This window comes from Pseudomonas cremoris (assembly GCF_014230465.1).
Genome location: NZ_JAAXCY010000002.1, coordinates 611966 through 634384, shown reverse-complemented (window position 1 = coordinate 634384; position 22419 = coordinate 611966). Strand labels below are relative to the sequence as shown.

Sequence of the window (22419 nt, the reverse complement as noted above, 5' to 3'; positions counted from 1 at the left end):
CCAACGGCAAAAGTATTTCTCGATAAGTGTTTCAACCGGGAGATTTGTAGAAGGCTTTTTGCGGTGAGCGTTTGACGAAATGGGTCATTTGTTTCTAAAGCCGCGGTACAGGCGCATTGGTGATGAGGTTGTAGCGTCTATTTGAATTACACCAGCCGGTTATCCGACATGACCTTCAAATTAACCCGAAGATGCCACCCACTGCGTCTGACCTTGTGAACGGATTATTCATTCACGAGGTTCAGCCATGTCCCGTCCTTTGCTCTTCCTGCGTCCTGCTGCCCAGGGCTTTGCCGTTACCTTGCTGGTGGCGCTGGCCGGGTGTGGGCTGTCTTCTTCCCGCGATGTGGCCAAGCCGTCCGAGGCTGCGCCAGTTTCCGAGCTGCAAAGCGAACCGGTGTACGGTGCGCTGAGCAAGCGCATGCCGTTACCTGCACCGATGACCACGCGCCTGGTGATGCAGGAATCGGCGGCCATGGCGTATCGCAGCGAACCGCGTGAGCAATACAAAAACCTGCCCGACAACCCAGTGCATTGCGTGGCCGAAACGCCGGTGTCCACGTTCAGCGTCGACGTCGACACAGGCAGCTACGCGAACGTAAGACGCTTCCTCAACCAAGGCCGCCTGCCGCCCGAGGGCGCTGTGCGACTGGAAGAAATGGTCAACTACTTTCCCTACAGCTACGCGTTGCCTACCGATGGCTCGCCTTTTGGCGTGACCACCGAAGTCGCCGCTACGCCGTGGAACCCGCACACCCAATTGCTGCGTATCGGCATCAAGGCGTCCGACCGCGCCGTGGCGGACCTGGCGCCGGCCAACCTGGTATTCCTGGTGGATGTGTCCGGCTCCATGGACCGTCGCGAAGGCTTGCCGCTGGTGAAAAGTACGCTGAAATTGCTGGTGGATCAGTTGCGCGATCAGGACCGTGTTTCGCTGGTGGTGTACGCCGGTGAGTCGCGAGTGGTGCTCACACCCACCTCGGGCCGCGACAAGACCAAGATCCGCAACGCCATCGACCAACTCACCGCCGGCGGCTCGACTGCAGGTGCATCGGGCATCGAGCTGGCTTACCAGATGGCCCGTGAAGGCTTTATCGACAAAGGCATCAACCGCATCCTGCTGGCCACCGACGGTGACTTCAACGTGGGCGTCAGCGACTTCGACAGCCTTAAGCAGATGGCCATGGACCAGCGCAAAAGCGGCGTATCGCTGACGACCCTGGGCTTCGGTGTGGATAACTACAACGAACACTTGATGGAGCAGCTGGCCGATGCCGGCGACGGCAACTACGCCTATATCGACAACCTGCGCGAAGCCCGCAAGGTGTTGGTGGACCAGCTCAGCTCGACCCTGGCGGTGGTGGCGCGGGATGTGAAGTTGCAGGTGGAATTCAACCCGGCACGGGTCAGTGAATATCGCCTGCTTGGTTATGAAAACCGTGCATTGAAGCGTGAGGATTTTAATAACGACAAAGTCGACGCGGGTGAAATCGGTGCAGGGCATACGGTCACTGCGCTGTACGAAATCGTGCCGAAGGGCGAGAAGGGGTGGTTGGAACCTTTGCGTTACGCTGCCGCGTCTGCGGCCGAGGAAAAAGCCGGCGAGTTGGCGATGCTGCGTGTGCGTTTCAAGCCTGCGACGGGCGGTGACAGCCAGTTGATCGAGCGTCCCATCAGCGATGTAACGCGCAAACCTAGCGACGATCTGCGCTTTGCCGCAGCCGTGGCAGCCTTCGCCCAACAGCTCAAGAGCGATGGCCGCTACACTGGCAGCATGAGTTTGCGCGACACCGCCGCACTGGCCCGCTCGGCCCGAGGTGATGACCCGTTCGGGCTGCGCAATGAGTTTGTGCAACTGGTGGAGCTGGCCCAGAGCCTCAAGCACTGATGCTGAACGCAACAACGATCCCCCGAAAGGAGTCCGCCACCCACATGGCCGTTCCAGATGACCTACCCAGCGACGAATCGCTGCTGGCCCGCTATCGAACCGGCGACAGCGCCGCGTTCGAAGCCTTGTACGCAAGGCACCGCCAAGGCCTGTACCGTTTCCTCGTGTCCCTGAGCAACAAAGCCGAACTGGCCGAGGAAATCTACCAGGAGACCTGGCTCAGCCTGATCCGCAGTACCACCCAGCCACAGGGCCGCGCGAGTTTTCGTACGTGGCTATTCCAGATTGCCCGCAACCGTCTCATCGATTACTGGCGCAAGCACGGCATCCACAACCCCCTGCACGACAGCTACGACGAGCAACTCCACGCCCAGCCCGATGACAGCGCCGGCCCCGAGCAGCAACTGAGCCTGAGCCGCGACCAGGCGCGGCTCGACGCCGCGCTGCAAGACTTGCCCGAAGACCAGCGCGAAGTCTTCCTGCTGCGCTTGCACGGCGACCTCGAAGTGCCGCAAATCGCCGCCCTCATCGGCGCCCCGCTGGAAACCGTAAAAAGCCGCCTGCGTTATGCCCAGCAGAAACTGCGTCGCCTGCTGGCCGAGGAGATACCCGCATGACTGACTCTCGACATACGCCAGATCCTGAGGACGTGTTGCTTCAGCACTATCGTCAACACACCACCGGCGAACCGCCCGCGTCCCTCGACGCCTTCATCCTCGCCACCGCCCACCGCGAAGCCCCGGCCCCGCAGCCGAGCGTGTGGCAACGCTGGCTGCAAGCCTGCCAACGCCCGCGCTGGCAAATGGCATTCGCCACCGTGGCCGGTTTGGCACTGATGATCGGCGTAGTGACGCGCTCGCCTGTGCCGCAACCGGAGATATCCACAGCCACCTTCTCCGCGCTCCACGAAGAGGCCGCCCGCCCGGCCCCGCCGATGATGTCCGCTCCCGCCCCGGTAGCCCGCCTTGCCGTTGCTCCCCACGCCGAGAGCGCGCAGGTCATGGGCTCGACGGCAGATCAGCCCAGCGCCAAGCTGAGCAAGCGAGCGCCGGTGGCGTTGCCTTCGTTGGAGGAAGGGTTGCAGGAGATTGTGAGGCTGCGTGAGGCCGGGCAGGTGAGGCTGGCGGATGAAAAGCTGCTGGTGTTGCATGAGCGCTTCCCGGAGGAGGATTTGCCGGCGAGGTTGGAGGCGTTGGTGCAGCAGTGAAATGACACCCACAAAAAAGCCCCAGGTCTTTAGACCTGGGGCTTTTTCATCGTATCTGGTGCACCCGGCGGGATTCGAACCCACGACCCCTGCCTTCGGAGTCCTAAAAGTCGACGTTTAGAATCAACACGTTAGCGCGGATTAGCCGGGAAATCAAAGGTTTATGTTAGCTAGGATTAGCGAATTTTCGTTCCGGTTAGCGGGAGGAGTGTGGCAAATTTGTGGCATCACTCGCTGCAGAGCCCTGCTACATAATTGCATCGCGCTTGTCCAAATTGCATTGCCGCCACCCAGTCAATTGCATTCGCATTGACCACCGTATGCATCTGCCTTGGCCAAAATACGCCGAGGAAGTGAATGACAGTGAACAGTCAGATGCCGTTGTTTTGGCTCGACATGCCATTTGCTGTGGCGTTTACAGGGACACGGCGTGTATCTTTCCGCGCACTATACCTCTCAGCACTTAGCGAGGCGCGGAGCGCGAAATTCGCTGGACATGCCCTGTTAAAAGGGCGTGCTTAGCCATTAGGGAATGACCAGATGAACCCCATCGAACAACAATTTTTCACTGAGCTCGAAAAGAAGCTCTGGACGGCCGCTGATAAACTGCGTTCTTCCTTGGATGCATCGGTTTACAAGCACGTGGTGCTTGGCCTGATTTTTCTCAAGTACGTATCCGACGCCTTCGAGGAACGCCAGCGTGAGCTACACGCGCAACTCACCAATCCTGCCGACGATTACTTCATGGACCCGGCGGATTACGGCGACCTTGGCAGTGAAGAGTACGAAGAGAATGTCGCCGCCGAGTTGGAGGTGCGCGACTATTACACCGAGAGAAACGTTTTCTGGGTGCCGATGGAGGCGCGCTGGCAAACCCTGCGTGAGTTAGCGCAAGTGCCACCCGGCGAACCGTTGCCCTGGAGCGCGCCAGGTAAAGACACGGCAGAAAAGATGCGCACCGTCGGCTGGCTGATCGACAACGCCATGGAAGCCATCGAGCGCGAGAACGTCAAACTCAAGAACGTGCTCAACAAGGAGTTTTCCCGCACCCAGCTCGACAGCCACAAGTTGGCCGACCTGATCGCCCACTTCTCCGACACCAACTTTAGCCAGCCTAGCTACAACGGCCAGCCGCTCAACCTAAAGAGCAAAGACATCCTTGGCCACGTCTACGAATACTTCCTTGGCCAGTTTGCGCTGGCAGAGGGCAAAAAGGGCGGCCAGTACTACACCCCCAAAAGCATCGTTACGCTGATCGTGGAGATGTTGCAGCCGTTCAAGGGGCGGGTGTACGACCCCGCCATGGGTTCGGGCGGTTTTTTTGTGCAAAGCGAGGAATTTATCGCCGAGCATGGCGGCAAAGTGGTCAACGGAAAGACTGGTCATATCAGTGTTTATGGCCAGGAAAGCAACCCCACCACCTGGAAGCTGGCAGCCATGAACATGGCCATCCGCGGGCTGGACTTCAACTTTGGCGGTCAGCCTGGCGACACCCTGCAAAACGACCTGCACCCCGATCTGCGCGCAGACTACGTGATGGCCAACCCGCCCTTCAATATGAAAGAGTGGTGGAACGCCAAGCTGGAACAAGACCCTCGCTGGCTGGTGGGCAGGCCTCCGCAAGGCAACGCCAACTTCGCCTGGCTGCAGCACATGCTCTACCACCTCGCCCCGACTGGCAGCATGGCGCTGCTGCTGGCCAATGGGTCGATGAGCAGCAACACCAACAATGAAGGCGAGATCCGCAAGCAGCTGATCGAGCAAGACTATGTGGAATGCATGGTGGCCTTACCCGGCCAGTTGTTTACCAACACGCAGATTCCCGCCTGTATCTGGTTCCTTACCAAAGATAAGGCCAATGGCTTCAACCTCGACAAGAAAAAGCGTGACCGACGCAGCCAGTTCCTGTTCATCGACGCCCGCCAACTCGGTTACATGAAAGACCGCGTGCTGCGCGACTTTACATCGGACGATATCAAAAAGGTGGCCGACACCTTCCACGCCTGGCAGCACGGCGAAGGCTACGCAGACGTGCCGGGCTTTTGTTACTCGGCCTCTCTGGACGACATCCGCAAGCACGAGCATGTGCTGACGCCAGGGCGCTATGTGGGCGCCGAAGAGCAGGAAGAGGACGGGGAAGCCTTCGCCGACAAGATGGCGCGACTAATGGCGCAACTGGCTGAGCAGTTTGCGGAGAGCGCGAAGTTGGAGGGTGAGATCAAGAAGAACTTGGCAGGATTGGGTTATGGATTCTGACGTTGAATGGAAAGATCTTTCACTCGGTGAAGTGATCGAGCTGAAACGTGGCTACGACCTGCCCAAGGGCAAGCGTATGCCTGGACGCGTGCCTATCGTCTCCTCATCAGGTGTGAGCGATTTCCACTCTGAGGCCATGGTCAAAGGCCCTGGAGTCGTGACTGGCCGATATGGAACCATTGGTGAAGTGTTCTACGTCGATGAGGACTATTGGCCTCTGAATACGACCCTCTACGTCCGCGACTTCAAAGGCAACGATCCTCGGTTCATCAGCTACCTCCTGAGGACCCTCGACTTCCAGGCATATTCAGATAAGGGGGCGGTACCTGGGCTTAACAGGAACCATCTGCATCTCGCGAAAGTTCGTCTTCCCGGGAAAACCGCTCAAAAGAGTATTGCCAGGGTTCTCAGTAGCTTCGATTCCAAGATTGATCTCAACTGCCGTATCAACCAAACCCTTGAAGCCATGGCGCAAGCTATCTTTAAATCGTGGTTTGTCGATTTCGACCCGGTCAAGGCCAAGATTGTCGCCATTCAGGACGGCCGCGACCCGCTGCGCGCTGCGATGAGCGCCATCAGCGGAAAGGCTGAGCCCGAACTCGATGCCCTTCCGCCCGAGCAATATGAAAAACTCGCTGCCACTGCCGCACTATTCCCTGAGGAGATGGAAGCGTCAGAGTTGGGTGAGATTCCCAGGGGGTGGAAGGTGCAGCGTGTTGGCAACGTGCTTGAATTGGTTTACGGCAAAGCACTCAAGTCAACTGATAGGCAAGAAGGAACCGTGCCTGTTTATGGCTCTGGCGGCATCACCGGCTACCACAACATACCGCTGGTTCCACATGGCTCAATCATTGTCGGCCGCAAAGGAACAGTAGGAAGCCTCTACTGGGAAGACGAACCGTTTTTTCCAATTGATACAACCTATTACGTGCGACCTTTGGCTGCGACGCTAACTTTCTGCTACTACACAATGCAGACCTTGGGACTTGAGAAAATGAACACCGATGCGGCCATACCCGGCCTCAATCGGGAGAATGTTTATCGCCTAGAATTGGTTCTCCCAGACCCAGACACGCTGCTGGTGTTTGATTTAGAAGCAACGACACTGCGAAAGGCCATGCGCGCCAACTCGGGCGCAAGCAAATCGTTGGCTGCTCTCAACGACATCCTCCTTCTCAAACTACTTTCGGGCGAGTTGTCTGTCGAAGCGATCGCCGAACAAGCAGGGATCGCTTGATGGATATAAAAAAGCTCCGCGAAAACAAGCTTATCGTGGACAAGGTCGAGGAGGTCCTGCAGACAGCGTATTCCTCGAACCAGGCGTTCAACGCAGTGCTCGATGAGGCTGACCCTCTATCATTTAAAAGTCTTCGCGACCCGGAACACGAGTACCTGATCAAGGTAAGCGATGTCTTGTACTGGGTAGAGCGTGACGCTTACCTGGATGAGCTGGATCACTGGGAGGGCCAGTGCCAGGTCAATCAGCATGAAGCGGCGTCGGCCTTTATCAAGGACTCAGACCAGCAAGCCGTCTTCCTTGACCTAGTGGATGCTATCCGCTTCGGGCGAATCGCGCCGTTTGTCGGTGCGGGGCTGTCCAAGCCCTGCGGTTATCCGATGTGGGGCGAGGCGCTGCGCAAGATTGCCCAAAAGCTGGGTGGCCTGGATGTGCAAGACATCGAGCCGCTGATGGCGCAATACGACTACCTGCAAGCCGCGCAAGTGCTACATGAAACGGACGCAGAAATTGTGCGACATTTCATCAAAACAGAGTTTCGCCAGCGGGGGGGGATCAGCGGGCCGGTCACGCTGTTGCCTGATCTCGCTAGCGGCTGTGTTGTCACCACCAATTTCGATACCGTAATCGAAGACCTGTTTCGAGAAAAGGCGCATCCGCTGGATGGCTACATGCACGGTATGCAAGCGGGTAACAACTTCGTGCAGCGACTGTTGCGCGGTGAGCGGTGCATTCTGAAGCTACACGGGGATGCCGGGCAGGCCAACACCCATGTATTCACCCAGGCGCAATATCAGGAGGCCTACGGCGGAGCCGCAGGTGAGCCGTTCGCGTTCCAAAACCAGTTGCCTCGGGCGTTGCGGCAAATCTTTATCAGCCACTCACTGCTGTTCTTGGGCTGTAGCCTGGAGCAGGATAAGACGCTCGATCTCTTCAAATCAGTGGTCGATGAAGCGGCATTTGAAATCCCGGATCACTTTGCCCTGCTCAATGAACCCGCCACACAGCAAGAACGGGCCCGTAAGGAAGCCCGGCTGTTGCAGCTGAGGATTCGACCGCTCTGGTATACGACGCCTCACGATGCTGAGGGTAAGCCGGATCACAATCTGCTGGAACAAATTCTCAGACTGGCTATCGCTGTAGCGCGTAGACAGGTGGTATTTGGATGAGCCGCTCACTAGGACAGATCGACTTATGGCGTTGCAGCATCTTTAAGCTACATAACTTGAAAAATGCCGGACTCAGTCGCTATGCGGGGTATATCCCAGCTTGGGCATAGCCGTCATTTCATCGCAAATCAGCCTTGGTCACCGAATGGTCATTAAGCCTTTGATTTGCATTGTTTTTCTTATTTCATCACAAACCAGGGCGTTTGCCAGGTAGCCCAGGAAGGCGTAAGGGTTTCACATGTTGAACGAACAGCAACTCGAAGAACTGTGCCTGAGCTGGTTCCAGCAGGTTGGCTGGCAATTTGCCCACGGCCCGGATATAGCACCGGATAGCAGCGCCCCCGAGCGCACCTACTACCGTCAGGTGGTTCTGCGAGAGCGCCTGCTGGCCGCGCTGGCACGGATTAATCCGCAGATTCCGGCTGCCGCCCTTGAGCAGGCCGTGCATGCGCTACAAACGGTGAGCGAGCCGCAGATGGTAGTGCGCAACCGCAGCGTGCACCGTTTGTTGCTCAGTGGTGTGGCGGTGGAGTTTGAAGTCGGCGAGCAGAAGAAGCAGGATTGGGTGTATTTCATCGACTTTGCCCGGCCCAGCAACAACGACTTTCTGGTGGTGAACCAATTCACCATTACCGGCACAAGGCAACCACGCCGGCCCGACTTGATCGCCTTCGTAAACGGCTTGCCGTTGGCCGTGGTGGAGCTGAAGAACCCCGCCAACGAACAAACAGACGTCTGGGACGCCTTTAACCAGCTGCAGACATACAAGGACGAGATCAGCGACCTGTTCAACAGCAACACCGCCTTGGTGGTGAGTGATGGCTGGACGGCGCGGGTGGGTTCGCTCACGGCTAACGCCGAACGTATGTTGCCCTGGCGCACCATCCTGAACGAAGATGACCGTCCGCGCCTGCAGATGGAGCTGGAGACGGTGGTGCGTGGCTTCTTCAAGCCCGAGTTGTTTCTGGATTACGTGCGGCACTTCGTGTTGTTCGAGCAGGATGGTGACAGCATTGTCAAAAAGATTGCCGGCTACCACCAGTTCCATGCGGTTCGCGAGGCCGTGCGCGCCACGGTGATCGCCTCCCAAAATGCGGATAGAGGTGTACTCGCGGTCCACGAAGAACGTGCGACCTATGCCAAAGAGGTGCAGCCTGGCTCACGCAAAGCAGGCGTGGTGTGGCACACGCAGGGATCGGGCAAAAGCATCACCATGGCGTGCTACGCGGGAAAGCTGTTGCAGCAACCTGAGATGAAGAACCCCACGTTAGTCGTCGTGACTGACCGCAATGACCTGGATGGCCAGTTATTTGCCACCTTCTGCGCCGCCAGTGACCTGCTCAAGACCACCCCACTGCAAGCCGGTGACCGCGATGAACTGCGCGAGATGCTGGCTTCACGCGAGGCGGGCGGCATCATCTTCACCACGGTGCAAAAATTCGCGCTGCAGGAAGAGGAAGAGAAGCATCCGTTGCTCTCTAATCGCACCAATATCGTGGTCATCTCCGATGAGGCCCATCGCAGCCAGTACGGTACCAAAGGGCGGTTGGACACCAAGACAGGCAAGTACGTGTTTGGCTATGCCAAACATCTGCATGACGCATTGAAGAACGCCACCTTCCTTGGCTTTACGGGCACGCCCATAGCCCTGGAAGACCGTGATACCCGAGAAGTGTTTGGTGACTACGTCAGCATCTATGACATCCAGGATGCCGTGGATGATGGCGCAACAGTGCCTATTTTCTACGAAAGCCGTTTGGCCAAGCTGGATGTGAACCAATCCGAAATTGACACGCTCAATGAGCAGGTTGAAGAGGTTGTTGAAGACGAAGAAGACATCGTTAGCCGAGAAAAAACCAAAGGCGAGTGGGCCGCGCTGGAAAAGCTTGTGGGTTCAGAGCCTCGCCTGCAGCAGGTGGCGCGTGACCTGATCGAGCACTTTGAGGCGCGCGTATCTGTGGCAGACGGCAAGGCCATGATCGTGTGCATGAGTCGCGATATATGCGCCCACCTCTACAGCGCCATCGTAAGCTTGCGTCCTGACTGGCATAGCGATGACCCCGAGCTAGGGGCTATCAAGATCGTGATGACAGGATCGGCTGCCGATAAGGCCCTGCTGCAGCCGCACCTTTACAGCAAGCAGGTGAAGAAACGTCTGGAAACTCGCTTCAAAGACGTGAAAGACCCGCTGAAGCTGGTGATTGTGCGCGACATGTGGCTGACGGGCTTTGACGCGCCGTGTTGCCACACCATGTACATCGACAAGCCCATGAAAGGCCACAACCTGATGCAGGCCATTGCCCGAGTCAACCGGGTGTTTAAGAACAAGCCTGGCGGCCTGGTGGTTGATTATATCGGCATCGCCAACGAGCTGAAAGCGGCGCTGAAGACCTATACCGATGCCAAAGGTAAAGGTGACCCCACTCACAACTCTGCTGAAGCATTGGCTGTGCTGTTAGAGAAGATGGATATCGTGCGAGGAATGATGCACGGTTTCGACTACAGCGCATTTGAGACCCGCCCGCTCGAACTACTGGTGCCCGTTGCCAACCATATTCTGGGCCTGAAGGACGGAAAAACACGCTTCCTCGACACCATCCTGGCAGTGACTAAGGCCTTCTCGTTGTGTGGCACGTTGGATGAAGCCGCGCCACTGCGTAAGGAGATTGCCTTCTTTTCGGCCATTAAGGCGGCCATTACCAAGTTCACCACTGTCGATAAGAAGCGCAGCGATGCCGAGAAGAACAGCGCGCTCAAGCAGATTCTGGACAATGCCATCATCTCTGATGGGGTGGACGATATTTTTGCGCTGGCCGGGTTGGATAAGCCCAACATCGGCCTGCTCTCGGATGAGTTCCTGGAGGACGTGCGGCAGATGGAAAGCCGCAACCTTGCCGTGGAGCTGCTGGAAAAACTGTTGCGTGACGAAGTTAAGGCGCGCGCGCGCAACAACGTAGTGCAGGAGAAGAAGTACGGCGATCGCTTGCTGGAGACATTACGCAAGTATCACAACCGAGCGATCGAGACGGCGCAGATCATCGAAGAACTGATCCAGATGGCCAAGGAATTCAAGGCCGCGCTGGATCGGGAAGCTTCGTTGGGCCTGGGCCACGATGAAATTGCCTTCTACGATGCGTTGGCTAACAATGAAAGCGCGGTGCGCGAGCTGGGTGATGAGACGCTCAAGAAAATCGCCATGGAGCTTACCGAGAAGCTGCGCGCCAGTACGACTATCGATTGGCAGGTTCGTGAGAGCGTACGGGCGAAACTGCGCATTTTGGTGCGTCGCTGTTTGCAGCGGTGGAAGTACCCGCCAGACCAGCAATCAGATGCAGTGGAGTTGGTGCTGAAGCAGGCAGAGTCTCTGTCGAATGAGTGGTCACTGTGAGCCGGTAGTAATCACGAGTCCACTGGACAGCCAGCGTCGGTTGGCTGCTTTTTCGCAGATGTATCGTTAACGTACCATGCACGCAGGAGTCACCCATGCTCACAGGACAACCACAACCGCTGGAAATCGCCTCGAAAACCTTGAAAGCGGAAACGCTTCAAGCCATCCGGAGTTCACCCTCATACAACCTAAAGGGCTGGAAGATCCTTGATCGTTGGGCGTTCAACACTCCGGCCCGGTTGGTAGCTCTTGAGGCGGAGGGCGAAGTGATATTGCTCGGCCGCTTGCTGGAGCAACAGACGCTCGAACAGAATGTGCTCAATCAAGCAACCGTACTACTACAGACGGGTAGTACAGCTCACGAGATCTTAGCGAAAAGCGAGATCTCTTTAGAGCTATGAGCTGAAGCATACTCAGTGCCCGATACGCTTGATGGCGTCAGTTATTTCCACAAGCACGTTTGCGTACTCTCTGGAGAGCGCGCCATCACTCTGGCTAAAAAGGTGCTTCTGAAGGCCACCTAGGCGCCGCAGCTCATTAATTACGTGGGAGTCAATTTTGCTTCTGGTCTGCCGCTTCAATGCGGCGGCCAGCACAAACTGACCAACACTCATTCCGCTGTCGTGGGCTTTCTCGCGTACCAGTGCCTCTTCTTCCTCGAAGCAACGAATTGCCGGCAGCCATCCTGTGCGTCGGCGTTGTTCGCTAAGGCTCATAAGCTTTCCTTTTCCAGGTGTTGGGGTCTCGGGGCTTGCCCTGAGTAGGGAAGGTAGGCAAGCAAAGGGAGTGTAACGACTGGTGCGCGCCGATTGTGAGTCGCCAGGAACTGGCGGTATCACAAACCCTACCTTGTCCTAGTCTTCTCTCTTAGAATTTAGATGATTTTCACACTATCCGGTTACAGCAGGGGGCAAGAGGCGTTGGTATTTAGGGAGCGCTATGGGGTACGAAAAAAAGACGAATTCAAGACGATTACATGTGCGAAAAAAGCGTAACTTATTTGCAACTGAGGATGAGACGATTGGACGGCGTGAAAGACGGTAGAGCGACGGTTAGGATTCCCAAGCCTTGAGTGGCTTTCTGCTGCAGAGTAAGGAGAAAGCAGCAGGTGTGTACTTGACGCTGATAAGCGCGAGACGATTTTTCGACGCTTGTGGTGATGCGCAAGCACAAAGGCTAAAGTGACGAATCTGAGAAAGCTATTTGACGCTGCCGTTTAGTTCTCCGGTGATGCATCTCAAGATGCCTTGGAGGTTGTTATGGAACAATCCAGTGACGGCGAAAGTAGCTTCGCCGAGATTATGCTTCTGAAGCGCTCCAATCGTGAGCGGTTGATTTGTGCCATCCGAAAAGCCTCCCCTGAAGAGCTCGAGATTTCCGCCCAGCGCATCAAGGACGTTTTGCTTGGCTCTGTCGATCCTAGCCGTCGCCGACAGCGCCTTGCCCCGCCAGCGTTCGTGAGCGACAAATAGCTCCTCTTGTATTGAACGATTTTCGCGAAAAATCGACATGCGGTTCGTCGTTTTCATTTCGGAGTTCGCACGTTTTATTGTGTAGTACGACGTCATAATCAGTTAATTATCAGGCTGGCTGCTATTGCCCAGGCTCCGCATGGGCGGTAGTAGGCAGCAGTTGTCTTTTGGATTCACACCACTATGTTTTTCCGCACAGGAATCGTTGGGGAGCGATTGCACCAATTCACCTCAGACGCCGTGCCCGAATGATTTACCGGGCTCATTTTTGGCGGCACTCAAAGTATCACGTGCGACATATCACTTCGGTGAGCTTCCAAGTTTCGCGGGCTTCGCGTCTCAAGTGCCGACAATTGTATTGCCTAACCTGTTGGGTACTCCTTTGACAGCTGCGCCGATTAGCCAAAGAATAGTTAGATGCAGCTATCTTATCCAGACATCGACCCAACAGAAGCCTTCCAGTTCGTCTTTCGCGAGATTACGCGTCATGAGGACACCGGTAGGAAAAATTTCGTTATCCGCGTTCCTGTGGATATGGTCGAGTACCTGTTCTCCGGTATTGCTCTGAAGTCGGGCATGTCCAAGGTCAAGCTGGAGCGATTGCTAACTGAGCTTGGAATTTATGGTTTTAGGGACGCCGACGGTCGAATACTGCGACGTTATCTGAGTGGCCATTCACGCATGGCTTGGGATACCTACCATCGGTTGTTGTTTTGGGCATTCGCGAAGGGATGGATCTCTGAATGGGTTTTTCGCGATCTTCTATCAGGGGCTTATCTGCGGGAGGCGGCCCAACTCAGCGCCCGCAAAATTCTGAACAGGCTCAAGCGCCAGGTATCGGCGCCAAGCTTGAGTCAGGGGCAGATTGTCGAGTGTTTTACCGAGGAGTACTTGGCCAAAGAGAAGGAGCGAGCGCAAGCAGTGGTCAGCCGCTTACGTGTCGATTCACAAGCGCGGGAGCTAGCAAGCTCATTAGGCCTCGAGGTAACCGATTGCTCCGCATAACATGCGGCTTACTATATTTGCCCACGCTGGCAACCTTGCGAAAGGAATCCTGATGTCCGTTCCCACATACGACAAATTCATTGAGCCGATCTTGCGTTACCTGGCGGCTAATCCGGAAGGTGCGACAGCACGCGACGCGCATGAAGCTGCGGCCCGGGCTTTGAATTTATCCGAACCACAGCTTCAAGAGCTGATTGCAAGTGGGCAAGCGACCTATAAGAACCGCGCCGGATGGGCTCACGACCGACTAAAGCGTGCAGGACTATCCTCAAGCGCCAAACGAGGCTACTGGAAGCTAACCGAAGCTGGCGCTGTTTATTCCACACAGCACCCTTCACCGCTCACTACGGGTCAGGTTGAACAACTAGCCATCGGCTTCATGGACGTGAAGCTTAGGAGCGCCTCCGATGCCGTTCCGCTAGATGGACGTGAGCAGGGGGCAGACACACCGATATCAGCAACTGTGAGCCCCGACGATCGGTTGGAGCAGGCTCTGCGTGAGCTACGCAATGCGACAGCTGCAGATCTGCTGGATAGCCTGCTACAAGTCAGCCCCAACCGCTTTGAAGTCATTGTTCTCGACGTATTGCACAGCCTTGGCTACGGGGCTAGCCGAAACGACTTGCAGCGTGTTGGTGGAAGCGGAGATGGCGGAATTGACGGGGTAATTTCGCTTGATAAGCTCGGACTGGAAAAAGTCTATGTCCAAGCAAAGCGCTGGCAAGGCACTGTGGGCCGTCCTGAGTTGCAAGAGTTCTATGGAGCACTTGCTGGGCAAAAGGCCAAGCGAGGGGTCTTTATCACTACTTCGGGTTTCACTGCCCAAGGCATCGATTTTGTCCGCTCAGTGGAAGGCATGGTGCTGGTGGACGGCATCCGCTTGGTCAACCTCATGATGGACCATGAGGTTGGGGTAACGTCTCGGCTTCTCAAACTGCCGAAATTGGATAGCGATTACTTCGACGAGGAATGAGGATTTTTGGCCTCGACATACGTTTCTCTCTACCGGGGCAGGGCTAGTGCACGGGCGCCGGACACTAGCGCCCCTATGATCAAAAAACCATCACCAATCAGACTCCAGCTCGGTGCTTAGGTGGATACCCATCACCTTAGCTTTGCGGTATTTCAACGGCTCCGCATTTATCTCCAGGGCAACAAGTCGACTAGCAGCGGTGACCAAACTGTTGAAACGATCATTGTGAACGGCGACATATGCGATAAGCCTACTACCCGTCGCCTGCATGGAGCCGATGCAGAAAGGAACCGACTTGTCGCTTAGGAGCAGTGGATCAACGTATAGGTAGCATTCTAGGGTCGGGTATTTGAATGTTTCGGGGTATCGAACGGAGCCGTAAAGCTTGATCACAGTATGCTCTGAATAATGGTGGCCGATTGTTCTTGTATCGGTCCGCGTGGCCATGCTGAACGACCAGGACATATCCCACCCCCATATCCGAGCTTGGAGGATTATCCGCTCAACGGCGGCACGACTCCCTCTAGCCATGGAATTCATCCTCCCCGTTTGAGTTGGCTTCAGACAAACCTAGTTCACTTCGTTACCGCCATTCAGATTCTCGGACAGATACAGAGTTAAGGCCATGGCGTTATGCGGTTTACCTGAAGCAGATCGGTAATTTTCTGCCATCGCGTTGACTACTAGTTGCGGCCTATGCCTAAGTTTTCCGCTTACCTTCGCCTTAACAAGCGCTCTGTGAACATCCGTCCGATGTTCAGGAGGGATTCCTGACATATCCAATTCGTAAGAGGTGGGCAAAGACGTTGGTGTTTTGGTTGAGAGTTTGGGTTGAGTTTTAGTGTTAGGTATGACATCGGCTGATACGGTATCGATATGGCATCCGTGTGATATCGACTCTTCTTCTACGTATCGCTTTGAGCGCGGCCGGAGGGATTCATCTATCCAATCCTGCTGGTCGTCGCTCAGTCTTTCTTTGAAGTCATTCAGAAAGTCGTCTAGCCACTCGCTTGGGATACGGCGAATTTCTTCCAACGCTCTGGCTCGTAGTTTTGGTCCTGTCACTTGAGTAGCAGAGTGGTGATCCCACCAGATTTTTACCCAAATGATGAGTCTCACGTTGTCATACCTGGCTAGGTCTTCATCCTGGAGGCGGTGGATGACCTGCAACCACTGATCCGCCGTCCATCCAATTTCTGCTCCGGCAATGCGTGGAACTAGCGGGTATACGCCCGTAATGTTGCTGTCAGGAGCAGTTAACAGGTGCAGCAATGCAACTTTGTCCTCTGTGGTGCAATTCAGTAAACGTGGGGAGCGCCAGAAATTCTGGTCCCGAATGGTTCGTTGTCTACTCATGCTCACTGCTCCCGGTGCAAAGGAGATGAATCGAGCCAGGGAAGATCATTGTCGCGCCTCCACCTGTGCTTTCTTTGTGGGCCTCCCTGTGCGTTTCGGATGTGAAAAAGGTGCGATGGCGGTGGCTGAATCTCGAATCTCGGCGTTGCCGGTGCGCATCCAAGTTCTCAGATCTCCCAGTCTCCATCTCAACCTTGACAGTCCCGGTACAGGCTCAAGCCCCGGCAATTTGCGCTGACGGACCGTAAGCACGCTGAAGCCGGTCAGCGCCGCAACTTCAACCACGCCAATCAAAACGTCGTCGCCAAGCTTCTGTATTTTCTGGATGGTTTCATAATCTACTGTCATCGCTTTATCGCTCGATTGATCTGGTGAGGCCAGCTTTTGCCAATCAGACGCTCAATCACTAGGACAGCTTTTTAACAGATGAAAGGTTTTCTGAAGGATGGGGCCGCGACAAGAGGCGATTGTTGACTCGGCAACAGCACCTCGTAGACCTATGCTGGGTTCGCGCGGGTGTGTTGCAAGATCAGTGGTCAGCTCCAAGCTGACCACTGAGAAGTAGCCATAGGTCTGATCAAGCCAGCTTTGCCGCGAGCTCTTCTGCGGTGATGTTGTAGTAACGCTTCAGCATGTTCACCTCCCGATGGCCCGTCACGCTGGCAAGCTCGATCAAATTAGGCAGCTTGGTCGCAAGCCGACATGTCGCTTCATGCCGCAGATCGTGAAAGCGTAGATTGATCAGGAAGTCTTCCTGAGGCGTTACCTTCGCCGCCCCGCAATCCCCCAGGTATTTCAGCCTCGCTCGCTCCAGGCCTCGCACAAAGGCCTTCTTTAGAGCGTCGGCGGTGGTGGGGAAGACTCGACCGCACAGCGAGCGCGGCAAGTCCTTCAGCAGCTGAATAGCTTTTGGTGAAAGCGGGACGGTTCTGGGCAGTCCGTTCTTAGTCGCTGGAAGATGCGCGGTCCTGCGATCTAGGTTCACATGCTTCCAGCGCAGCTCGAAAATTTCGCCACGGCGCATGGCTGTCTCAATCGCGAGTTGGACGATGGGCCGTATCCATGGATTGTGTGAGGCGTCGGCATAGGTGCCGTCAGCACGGCGCTCACGAAGCTCCAGGGCGTTGAGGATGTATTGCTCTTCAATTGGGTCGAGCCGCCGCGAGCGTTCGTCGTTGTAGCTGGGACGGCTGACCATCCTGACGGGGTTCTCGGCAAGATGAATTCCCCACTCCCGGCGAGCGACCTCGATCACGCACTGAAACAATGCGAGTTCACGCTTCACCGTGTTGCCCTTGCGGATCTTCAAGCGTTCATCACGGTAGCGGGCAAAATCGGAGGAGGTGAGGGTAGCGACGATGCGTGTCGCCAGCGGATGGCGCTTGAGCGCTTCAAGGCGTTTGATTTCCGAATACGCGCCTTTGTGTTTCGGTGCGATCTCGGAGATGTAGCGATCAATGAGTTGATGAAAGGCAGTGCGTTCAGCTTCGACTCGAGAGACAAATATACCCCGGTCGATTTCGCTTTCGATCATGCGTGCCCAGGCCTGGGCATCGGATTTGGTTTCGAAGGTTTTGCGCTGGGCTGGATAGCCCTTACGGCGGATTTGCGCTTCCCACTGATACTCGCCGCGATTCCTGATTGTTGCCATTTCGACCATTCCCGCCACTTTTGAGTGTGGCAAATTTGTGGCAAAAACGACTTTCAGGACTAGGACAGGTTTCTGTCAGGAGTGCTATCCCCTTGTAATACAAGGGAAAGAAGATGGTGCACCCGGCGGGATTCGAACCCACGACCCCTGCCTTCGGAGGGCAGTACTCTATCCAGCTGAGCTACGGATGCTTGTGCGGGCGACATCATACCCATGTCGACCTTGGGCGTCCATGCTGGGTTTTGGCCGTTGAACGGTAGGAAATCGGCACGCTACGGCCCTAAGACGGGCGCCGTCGGTCAAGGTGGTGGAACCTGGCCCGAGTACGCTGATCAGAAAGATTCGGCAAATGCGCCGTTTTCGTTCTTTTTTTCGAACAGACTATTGCCCTGTACCCCCATTGATCCTAGGATTCGTTTGAGATTTCAAACGCTCCGTGTCCCGTGCGCCATTTACTTCCTCGCGTGCTGGGGCTGATTTCCCTGACGGCAGCCCACAAGGCGCCTTTCAACAACTCTAATTCGCTCCGCGCGCGCGCGGTGCTGTTAAGGAAAGCCGACATGCAGCTTAAAGATGCCCAGTTGTTCCGCCAGCAAGCCTTTATCGATGGCGCTTGGGTCGATGCGGACAACGGTCAGACCATCAAGGTCAACAACCCTGCCACGGGCGAAATTCTCGGTACCGTGCCGAAGATGGGCGCCGCTGAAACTCGCCGTGCCATCGAAGCCGCCGACAAGGCCTTGCCGGCCTGGCGTGCGCTGACCGCCAAGGAGCGCGCCAACAAGCTGCGTCGTTGGTTTGAACTGCTGATCGAAAACCAGGAAGACCTCGGTCGCCTGATGACCCTCGAACAAGGCAAGCCGCTGGCCGAAGCCAAGGGCGAAATCGTCTACGCCGCATCCTTTATCGAGTGGTTCGCCGAAGAAGCCAAGCGCATCTATGGCGACGTTATTCCTGGCCACCAGCCTGACAAGCGCCTGATCGTGATCAAGCAGCCTATCGGCGTGACCGCTGCCATCACCCCGTGGAACTTCCCGGCGGCGATGATCACCCGTAAAGCCGGTCCGGCCCTGGCTGCCGGTTGCACCATGGTGATCAAGCCAGCTTCACAAACCCCTTTCTCGGCACTGGCCCTGGTTGAGCTGGCGCACCGCGCCGGTATCCCAAAAGGCGTGTTGAGCGTTGTTACCGGCAGCGCCGGCGACATCGGCGGCGAGCTGACCAGCAACCCGATCGTGCGTAAATTGTCCTTCACCGGTTCCACCGAAATCGGTCGCCAGTTGATGGCCGAATGCGCCAAGGACATCAAGAAAGTCTCCCTGGAACTGGGCGGCAACGCGCCGTTCATCGTGTTCGACGACGCGGACCTGGATAAGGCCGTCGAAGGCGCGATCATCTCCAAGTACCGCAACAACGGCCAGACCTGCGTCTGCGCCAACCGCCTGTACATCCAGGATTCGGTGTACGACGCCTTCGCTGAAAAACTCAAAGTCGCCGTGGCCAAATTGAAGATCGGCAACGGTCTGGAAGAAGGCACCACCACCGGCCCGCTGATCGACGAAAAAGCCGTGGCGAAGGTGCAGGAGCACATCGCCGACGCCCTGAAAAAAGGCGCCAAGCTGCTGAGCGGTGGCAAGGTTATCGACGGTAACTTCTTCGAGCCGACCATCCTGGTCGACGTGCCGAAAGACGCTGCCGTGGCCAAGGAAGAAACCTTCGGCCCGCTGGCACCGCTGTTCCGCTTCAAAGACGAAGCCGAAGTGATCGCGATGTCCAACGACACCGAGTTCGGCCTGGCCTCCTACTTCTATGCTCGCGACCTGGGCCGTGTGTTCCGCGTGGCTGAAGCCCTGGAATACGGCATGGTTGGCGTCAACACCGGGTTGATCTCCAACGAAGTGGCGCCATTCGGCGGCATCAAGGCTTCGGGCCTGGGCCGTGAAGGCTCCAAGTACGGGATCGAGGACTACCTGGAAATCAAATACCTCTGCCTGGGCATCTGATTCGCTCGGCAAGGCATTGCTGTAAACGCAGAGGGCACGAGAGCGCTGACCCTTTGCGTGTTTCGCCCGTTATTCGTAGTGGCCGGGAAAGCTGTGGCAGTCGATCATCGCATGCTGCCGTAGTCTCCTCCCCGCCACGTATTCCTTGGACCACGCCACCCGATGAGTGGCGAATGAGGACTTTATGAGCAAGACCAACGCATCCCTGATGAAACGCCGCGAATCCGCTGTTCCGCGCGGTGTTGGCCAGATCCACCCGATCTTCGCCGAGTCGGCCAAGAACGCCACCGTGACCGACGTTGAAGGTCGCGAGTTCATCGACTTCGCCGGCGGTATCGCCGTGCTGAACACCGGCCACGTGCACCCGAAAATCGTCGCGGCCGTGACCGAGCAACTGAACAAGCTGACCCACACCTGCTTCCAGGTATTGGCTTACGAGCCTTACGTAGAAGTGTGCGAAAAAGTGAACGCCAAGGTTCCAGGTGATTTCGCCAAGAAAACCCTGCTGGTCACCACCGGTTCCGAAGCCGTCGAAAACGCCGTGAAAATCGCCCGCGCCGCCACTGGCCGTGCCGGCGTGATCGCCTTCACCGGCGCCTACCACGGCCGCACCATGATGACCCTGGGCCTGACTGGCAAAGTTGTGCCTTATTCGGCCGGCATGGGCCTGATGCCAGGCGGCGTGTTCCGCGCGCTGTACCCGAATGAACTGCACGGCGTGAGCGATGACGATTCCATCGCCAGCATCGAGCGCATCTTCAAGAACGATGCCGAGCCACGTGATATCGCTGCAATCATCATCGAGCCGGTGCAGGGCGAAGGCGGTTTCTACGTCGCGCCTAAAGCCTTCATGAAGCGCCTGCGTGAGCTGTGCGACAAGCACGGCATCCTGCTGATCGCTGACGAAGTGCAAACCGGTGCTGGCCGTACCGGTACTTTCTTCGCGATGGAACAGATGGGCGTTGCTGCCGACCTGACCACCTTCGCCAAATCCATCGCAGGCGGCTTCCCGCTGGCCGGTGTGTGCGGCAAGGCTGAATACATGGACGCCATTGCTCCAGGCGGCCTGGGCGGCACTTACGCCGGTAGCCCGATCGCTTGCGCGGCTGCGCTGGCGGTGATGGAAGTGTTCGAAGAAGAGCACCTGCTGGACCGCTGCAAGGCTGTGGGCGAGCGTCTGGTCACTGGCCTCAAGGCTATCCAGGCCAAGTACCCGGTGATTGGTGAAGTGCGTGCCCTGGGCGCGATGATCGCGGTCGAGCTGTTCGACGATGGCGACACCCACAAGCCAAACGCTGCTGCTGTCGCCTCCGTGGTGGCCAAGGCGCGTGACAAGGGCCTGATCCTGTTGAGCTGCGGCACCTACGGCAACGTGTTGCGCGTACTGGTTCCGCTGACCTCGCCGGACGAGCAGTTGGACAAAGGCTTGGCGATCATCGAAGAGTGCTTCTCGGAGCTGTAAGCCGAAGTTGACCTGATCGACAGAAAAAACCCGCTTCGGCGGGTTTTTTTGTGCCCGATGCAGCACATTCAGGCGTTGTTCATTGTACGTAGGCAGCTCCATTGTCTAAGGTGCAAGCATTGCCGATGGAGCGTGCTGGATGAGTGTTGTTGATTTACCGGCTGTACCCCGAGTGCTGATTGCCGAGGCGGACCCTTGGTCACGGGATCTGCTTAAGCAAGTTTTACTGGCTGTGCGTTGCGACGCACGGTTGGATGTGTGTGCCGATGGGCAGCAAGCGGCTGCACTGCTGCGAGAAAAGGCCTACGACTTGATCCTGGCGGATTGGGAGCTGCCGGGCATCGATGGCTTGAGTTTGCTGCGCAACGTGCGTCAGAAGCGCCGTACACCCTTGCTGCCGTTCATTCTGCTGAGCAGTCGCAATGACAGTGCCAGCGTGCGTGAAGCCTTGCCGCTGGCGCCTACGGCCTACCTGACCAAACCCTTGAACATGGAAGGCCTGACCCAGCGTCTGCAGGACTTGCTGCTCAATGAAGGTGAAAGTGTGTACTGCGAGGTGCCGCCGTTGGCGCCTGGCATGACCTTGCCGGTGTTCCTTGAGCGTCGTCGCGAAGCCTCTGACGGCGCGCCGTTGCGGGTCGACGTAAAAGCCGCCGTGCAAAGCAGCCTGGGGGCCAATGGCTTGGACCTCAAGCGCCTGGAAGACCAGGTGCGCATGGACCCACAAATCACCGCTGTGCTGATTGCCGCTGCCAACAGCGCCGGCCATCACGGCACACCGGTGCAGACCTTGCCGGCGGCGTTGCACAAGCTCGCTGCCGGGCAAAGCATGAACCTGATCCTGGGCCTGGCCCTCAAGCACAACGTGGTGCTGGGCGACCCGGCGCTGGTGGCCTATGCCGAGCGCCACTGGCAGTTGTCCCAGGACACCGCCGACTATGCCCGCCGCCTGGCGCGCATGCTGGAGCTGGACCACGAGCGCTGCTACAGCGCGGGAATCCTGCACCGGCTGGGTGACCTCGCGTTGTTGCGCTGCCTGGAAGACTGGCGTCAGGGCGGTGGTGCGCTGGATGACGAAACCATCGGCGAGTCTCTCTATACCTTCGGTGCGGCCTATGGCTCGGCGCTACGGGCGCGCTGGCGTTTGCCGCTGGAGTTGCGTCAGTTGATCGCATCGATCTATTCGCTGGACGGCGGGGTGTACGCCCGAGATGCGCTGGTGGTGAACCTGGCGGCGCAAATGGCGCGGCTGACTGAGCATGAAGGGTTGGAAGCGCTGGCAGCGAGCAAGACCGCACGCTTGCTCAAGGTGGGTTTATCGGAGCTGACGCGGGTGCGTAAGCGCTAGTACC

The 22419-nt window shown here is 56.9% G+C and carries 19 protein-coding genes and 1 tRNA gene; 13 read left to right on the top strand and 7 right to left on the bottom strand.

Features of this window, described 5'->3' with window-relative positions; all coding sequences use genetic code 11:
* The first annotated feature begins 247 nt into the window (after nucleotides 1-247).
* From HF257_RS06430 to HF257_RS06395, 8 genes are all read left to right on the top strand, one after another.
* Entirely contained in the window at nucleotides 248-1888 is a 1641-nt protein-coding gene (locus HF257_RS06430; protein WP_185704480.1) for a vWA domain-containing protein, read from the top strand.
* Nucleotides 1889-1932: 44 nt separating this feature from the next.
* Nucleotides 1933-2505 carry an RNA polymerase sigma factor gene (locus tag HF257_RS06425; RefSeq protein WP_185704482.1) on the top strand — a complete coding sequence of 191 codons (573 nt, stop codon included), beginning with the start codon at nucleotides 1933-1935 and terminating at the stop codon, nucleotides 2503-2505.
* A complete protein-coding gene (locus HF257_RS06420; RefSeq protein ID WP_185704484.1) occupies nucleotides 2502-3095 on the top strand; it encodes a hypothetical protein in 594 nt (197 codons plus the stop codon). Before HF257_RS06425 ends, HF257_RS06420 begins: the two co-directional genes overlap by 4 nt.
* Nucleotides 3096-3635: 540 nt before the next feature.
* Entirely contained in the window at nucleotides 3636-5351 is a 1716-nt protein-coding gene (locus tag HF257_RS06415) for a class I SAM-dependent DNA methyltransferase (protein ID WP_185712070.1), read from the top strand.
* Nucleotides 5341-6588 (top strand): restriction endonuclease subunit S, encoded by a 1248-nt coding sequence (locus HF257_RS06410; protein ID WP_185712069.1) that lies wholly within the window; start codon nucleotides 5341-5343, stop codon nucleotides 6586-6588. Before HF257_RS06415 ends, HF257_RS06410 begins: the two co-directional genes overlap by 11 nt.
* Entirely contained in the window at nucleotides 6588-7757 is a 1170-nt protein-coding gene (locus HF257_RS06405) for an SIR2 family protein (RefSeq protein WP_185712068.1), read from the top strand. The genes HF257_RS06410 and HF257_RS06405 overlap by 1 nt, the downstream gene beginning before the upstream one ends.
* 241 nt (nucleotides 7758-7998) lie before the next feature.
* Entirely contained in the window at nucleotides 7999-11145 is a 3147-nt protein-coding gene (locus HF257_RS06400; RefSeq protein WP_198914037.1) for a type I restriction endonuclease subunit R, read from the top strand.
* Nucleotides 11146-11240: 95 nt separating this feature from the next.
* Nucleotides 11241-11546 carry a hypothetical protein gene (locus tag HF257_RS06395; protein ID WP_185712066.1) on the top strand — a complete coding sequence of 102 codons (306 nt, stop codon included), beginning with the start codon at nucleotides 11241-11243 and terminating at the stop codon, nucleotides 11544-11546.
* Nucleotides 11547-11558: 12 nt separating this feature from the next.
* On the opposite strand, the gene mobA is transcribed toward HF257_RS06395, so the two are convergent.
* Both mobA and HF257_RS06385 read right to left on the bottom strand, forming a co-directional pair.
* A complete protein-coding gene (mobA, locus tag HF257_RS06390; protein WP_185712065.1) occupies nucleotides 11559-11861 on the bottom strand; it encodes a plasmid mobilization protein MobA in 303 nt (100 codons plus the stop codon).
* 483 nt (nucleotides 11862-12344) lie between these two features.
* Entirely contained in the window at nucleotides 12345-12674 is a 330-nt protein-coding gene (locus HF257_RS06385) for a hypothetical protein (RefSeq protein WP_156356768.1), read from the bottom strand.
* 360 nt (nucleotides 12675-13034) lie between these two features.
* Between HF257_RS06385 and HF257_RS06380 the strand changes: the two genes are divergently transcribed.
* Together HF257_RS06380 and HF257_RS06375 are read left to right on the top strand one after the other, a co-directional pair.
* Nucleotides 13035-13622: a hypothetical protein gene (locus HF257_RS06380; RefSeq protein ID WP_185712064.1), complete on the top strand. Its 588-nt coding sequence runs from the start codon at nucleotides 13035-13037 to the stop codon at nucleotides 13620-13622.
* Between the two features lie 52 nt (nucleotides 13623-13674).
* Nucleotides 13675-14595 carry a restriction endonuclease gene (locus tag HF257_RS06375; RefSeq protein WP_185712063.1) on the top strand — a complete coding sequence of 307 codons (921 nt, stop codon included), beginning with the start codon at nucleotides 13675-13677 and terminating at the stop codon, nucleotides 14593-14595.
* A 90-nt stretch (nucleotides 14596-14685) separates the two neighbouring features.
* On the opposite strand, the gene HF257_RS06370 is transcribed toward HF257_RS06375, so the two are convergent.
* The 5 genes from HF257_RS06370 to HF257_RS06350 all read right to left on the bottom strand — a co-directional run bounded on the left by HF257_RS06370 (nucleotide 14686) and on the right by HF257_RS06350 (nucleotide 17793).
* On the bottom strand, nucleotides 14686-15060 hold the full coding sequence (locus HF257_RS06370; protein WP_233100273.1) for a hypothetical protein: 375 nt from the start codon (nucleotides 15058-15060) through the stop codon (nucleotides 14686-14688).
* 105 nt (nucleotides 15061-15165) lie between these two features.
* Nucleotides 15166-15951: a hypothetical protein gene (locus tag HF257_RS06365; RefSeq protein ID WP_185712061.1), complete on the bottom strand. Its 786-nt coding sequence runs from the start codon at nucleotides 15949-15951 to the stop codon at nucleotides 15166-15168.
* Between the two features lie 45 nt (nucleotides 15952-15996).
* Nucleotides 15997-16299 carry a hypothetical protein gene (locus HF257_RS06360; RefSeq protein ID WP_185712060.1) on the bottom strand — a complete coding sequence of 101 codons (303 nt, stop codon included), beginning with the start codon at nucleotides 16297-16299 and terminating at the stop codon, nucleotides 15997-15999.
* A gap of 229 nt (nucleotides 16300-16528) precedes the next feature.
* Nucleotides 16529-17611 carry a site-specific integrase gene (locus HF257_RS06355; protein ID WP_233100271.1) on the bottom strand — a complete coding sequence of 361 codons (1083 nt, stop codon included), beginning with the start codon at nucleotides 17609-17611 and terminating at the stop codon, nucleotides 16529-16531.
* 105 nt (nucleotides 17612-17716) lie between these two features.
* Nucleotides 17717-17793 (bottom strand) — tRNA-Arg (locus tag HF257_RS06350).
* Between the two features lie 369 nt (nucleotides 17794-18162).
* Here HF257_RS06350 and gabD point away from each other — a divergent pair.
* The 3 genes from gabD (at nucleotide 18163) to HF257_RS06335 (ending at nucleotide 22415) form a co-directional block, all read left to right on the top strand.
* Complete coding sequence (gabD, locus tag HF257_RS06345; protein WP_185704486.1) at nucleotides 18163-19605, top strand: NADP-dependent succinate-semialdehyde dehydrogenase; 1443 nt, start codon at nucleotides 18163-18165, stop codon at nucleotides 19603-19605.
* 184 nt (nucleotides 19606-19789) lie between these two features.
* Nucleotides 19790-21067, top strand: a complete 1278-nt coding sequence (gabT, locus tag HF257_RS06340) for a 4-aminobutyrate--2-oxoglutarate transaminase (protein WP_185704488.1) — start codon at nucleotides 19790-19792, stop codon at nucleotides 21065-21067.
* Between the two features lie 139 nt (nucleotides 21068-21206).
* On the top strand, nucleotides 21207-22415 hold the full coding sequence (locus tag HF257_RS06335) for an HDOD domain-containing protein (protein ID WP_185704490.1): 1209 nt from the start codon (nucleotides 21207-21209) through the stop codon (nucleotides 22413-22415).
* The last annotated feature ends 4 nt before the right edge of the window (nucleotides 22416-22419 follow it).

What these genes read in the sequence shown, in the direction of transcription:
- HF257_RS06395 (WP_185712066.1), top strand. Translation starts at nt 11,241, where the DNA reads ATGCTCACAGGACAACCACAACCGCTGGAAATCGCCTCGAAAACCTTG.
- HF257_RS06405 (WP_185712068.1), top strand. Translation starts at nt 6,588, where the DNA reads ATGGATATAAAAAAGCTCCGCGAAAACAAGCTTATCGTGGACAAGGTC.
- HF257_RS06365 (WP_185712061.1), bottom strand. Translation starts at nt 15,951, where the DNA reads ATGAGTAGACAACGAACCATTCGGGACCAGAATTTCTGGCGCTCCCCA.
- HF257_RS06370 (WP_233100273.1), bottom strand. Translation starts at nt 15,060, where the DNA reads ATGTCCTGGTCGTTCAGCATGGCCACGCGGACCGATACAAGAACAATC.
- HF257_RS06385 (WP_156356768.1), bottom strand. Translation starts at nt 12,674, where the DNA reads ATGAAAACGACGAACCGCATGTCGATTTTTCGCGAAAATCGTTCAATA.
- gabD (WP_185704486.1), top strand. Translation starts at nt 18,163, where the DNA reads ATGCAGCTTAAAGATGCCCAGTTGTTCCGCCAGCAAGCCTTTATCGAT.
- HF257_RS06335 (WP_185704490.1), top strand. Translation starts at nt 21,207, where the DNA reads ATGAGTGTTGTTGATTTACCGGCTGTACCCCGAGTGCTGATTGCCGAG.
- HF257_RS06410 (WP_185712069.1), top strand. Translation starts at nt 5,341, where the DNA reads ATGGATTCTGACGTTGAATGGAAAGATCTTTCACTCGGTGAAGTGATC.
- HF257_RS06415 (WP_185712070.1), top strand. Translation starts at nt 3,636, where the DNA reads ATGAACCCCATCGAACAACAATTTTTCACTGAGCTCGAAAAGAAGCTC.
- HF257_RS06355 (WP_233100271.1), bottom strand. Translation starts at nt 17,611, where the DNA reads ATGGTCGAAATGGCAACAATCAGGAATCGCGGCGAGTATCAGTGGGAA.
- HF257_RS06425 (WP_185704482.1), top strand. Translation starts at nt 1,933, where the DNA reads ATGGCCGTTCCAGATGACCTACCCAGCGACGAATCGCTGCTGGCCCGC.
- HF257_RS06420 (WP_185704484.1), top strand. Translation starts at nt 2,502, where the DNA reads ATGACTGACTCTCGACATACGCCAGATCCTGAGGACGTGTTGCTTCAG.
- HF257_RS06380 (WP_185712064.1), top strand. Translation starts at nt 13,035, where the DNA reads ATGCAGCTATCTTATCCAGACATCGACCCAACAGAAGCCTTCCAGTTC.
- HF257_RS06360 (WP_185712060.1), bottom strand. Translation starts at nt 16,299, where the DNA reads ATGACAGTAGATTATGAAACCATCCAGAAAATACAGAAGCTTGGCGAC.
- HF257_RS06430 (WP_185704480.1), top strand. Translation starts at nt 248, where the DNA reads ATGTCCCGTCCTTTGCTCTTCCTGCGTCCTGCTGCCCAGGGCTTTGCC.
- gabT (WP_185704488.1), top strand. Translation starts at nt 19,790, where the DNA reads ATGAGCAAGACCAACGCATCCCTGATGAAACGCCGCGAATCCGCTGTT.
- mobA (WP_185712065.1), bottom strand. Translation starts at nt 11,861, where the DNA reads ATGAGCCTTAGCGAACAACGCCGACGCACAGGATGGCTGCCGGCAATT.
- HF257_RS06375 (WP_185712063.1), top strand. Translation starts at nt 13,675, where the DNA reads ATGTCCGTTCCCACATACGACAAATTCATTGAGCCGATCTTGCGTTAC.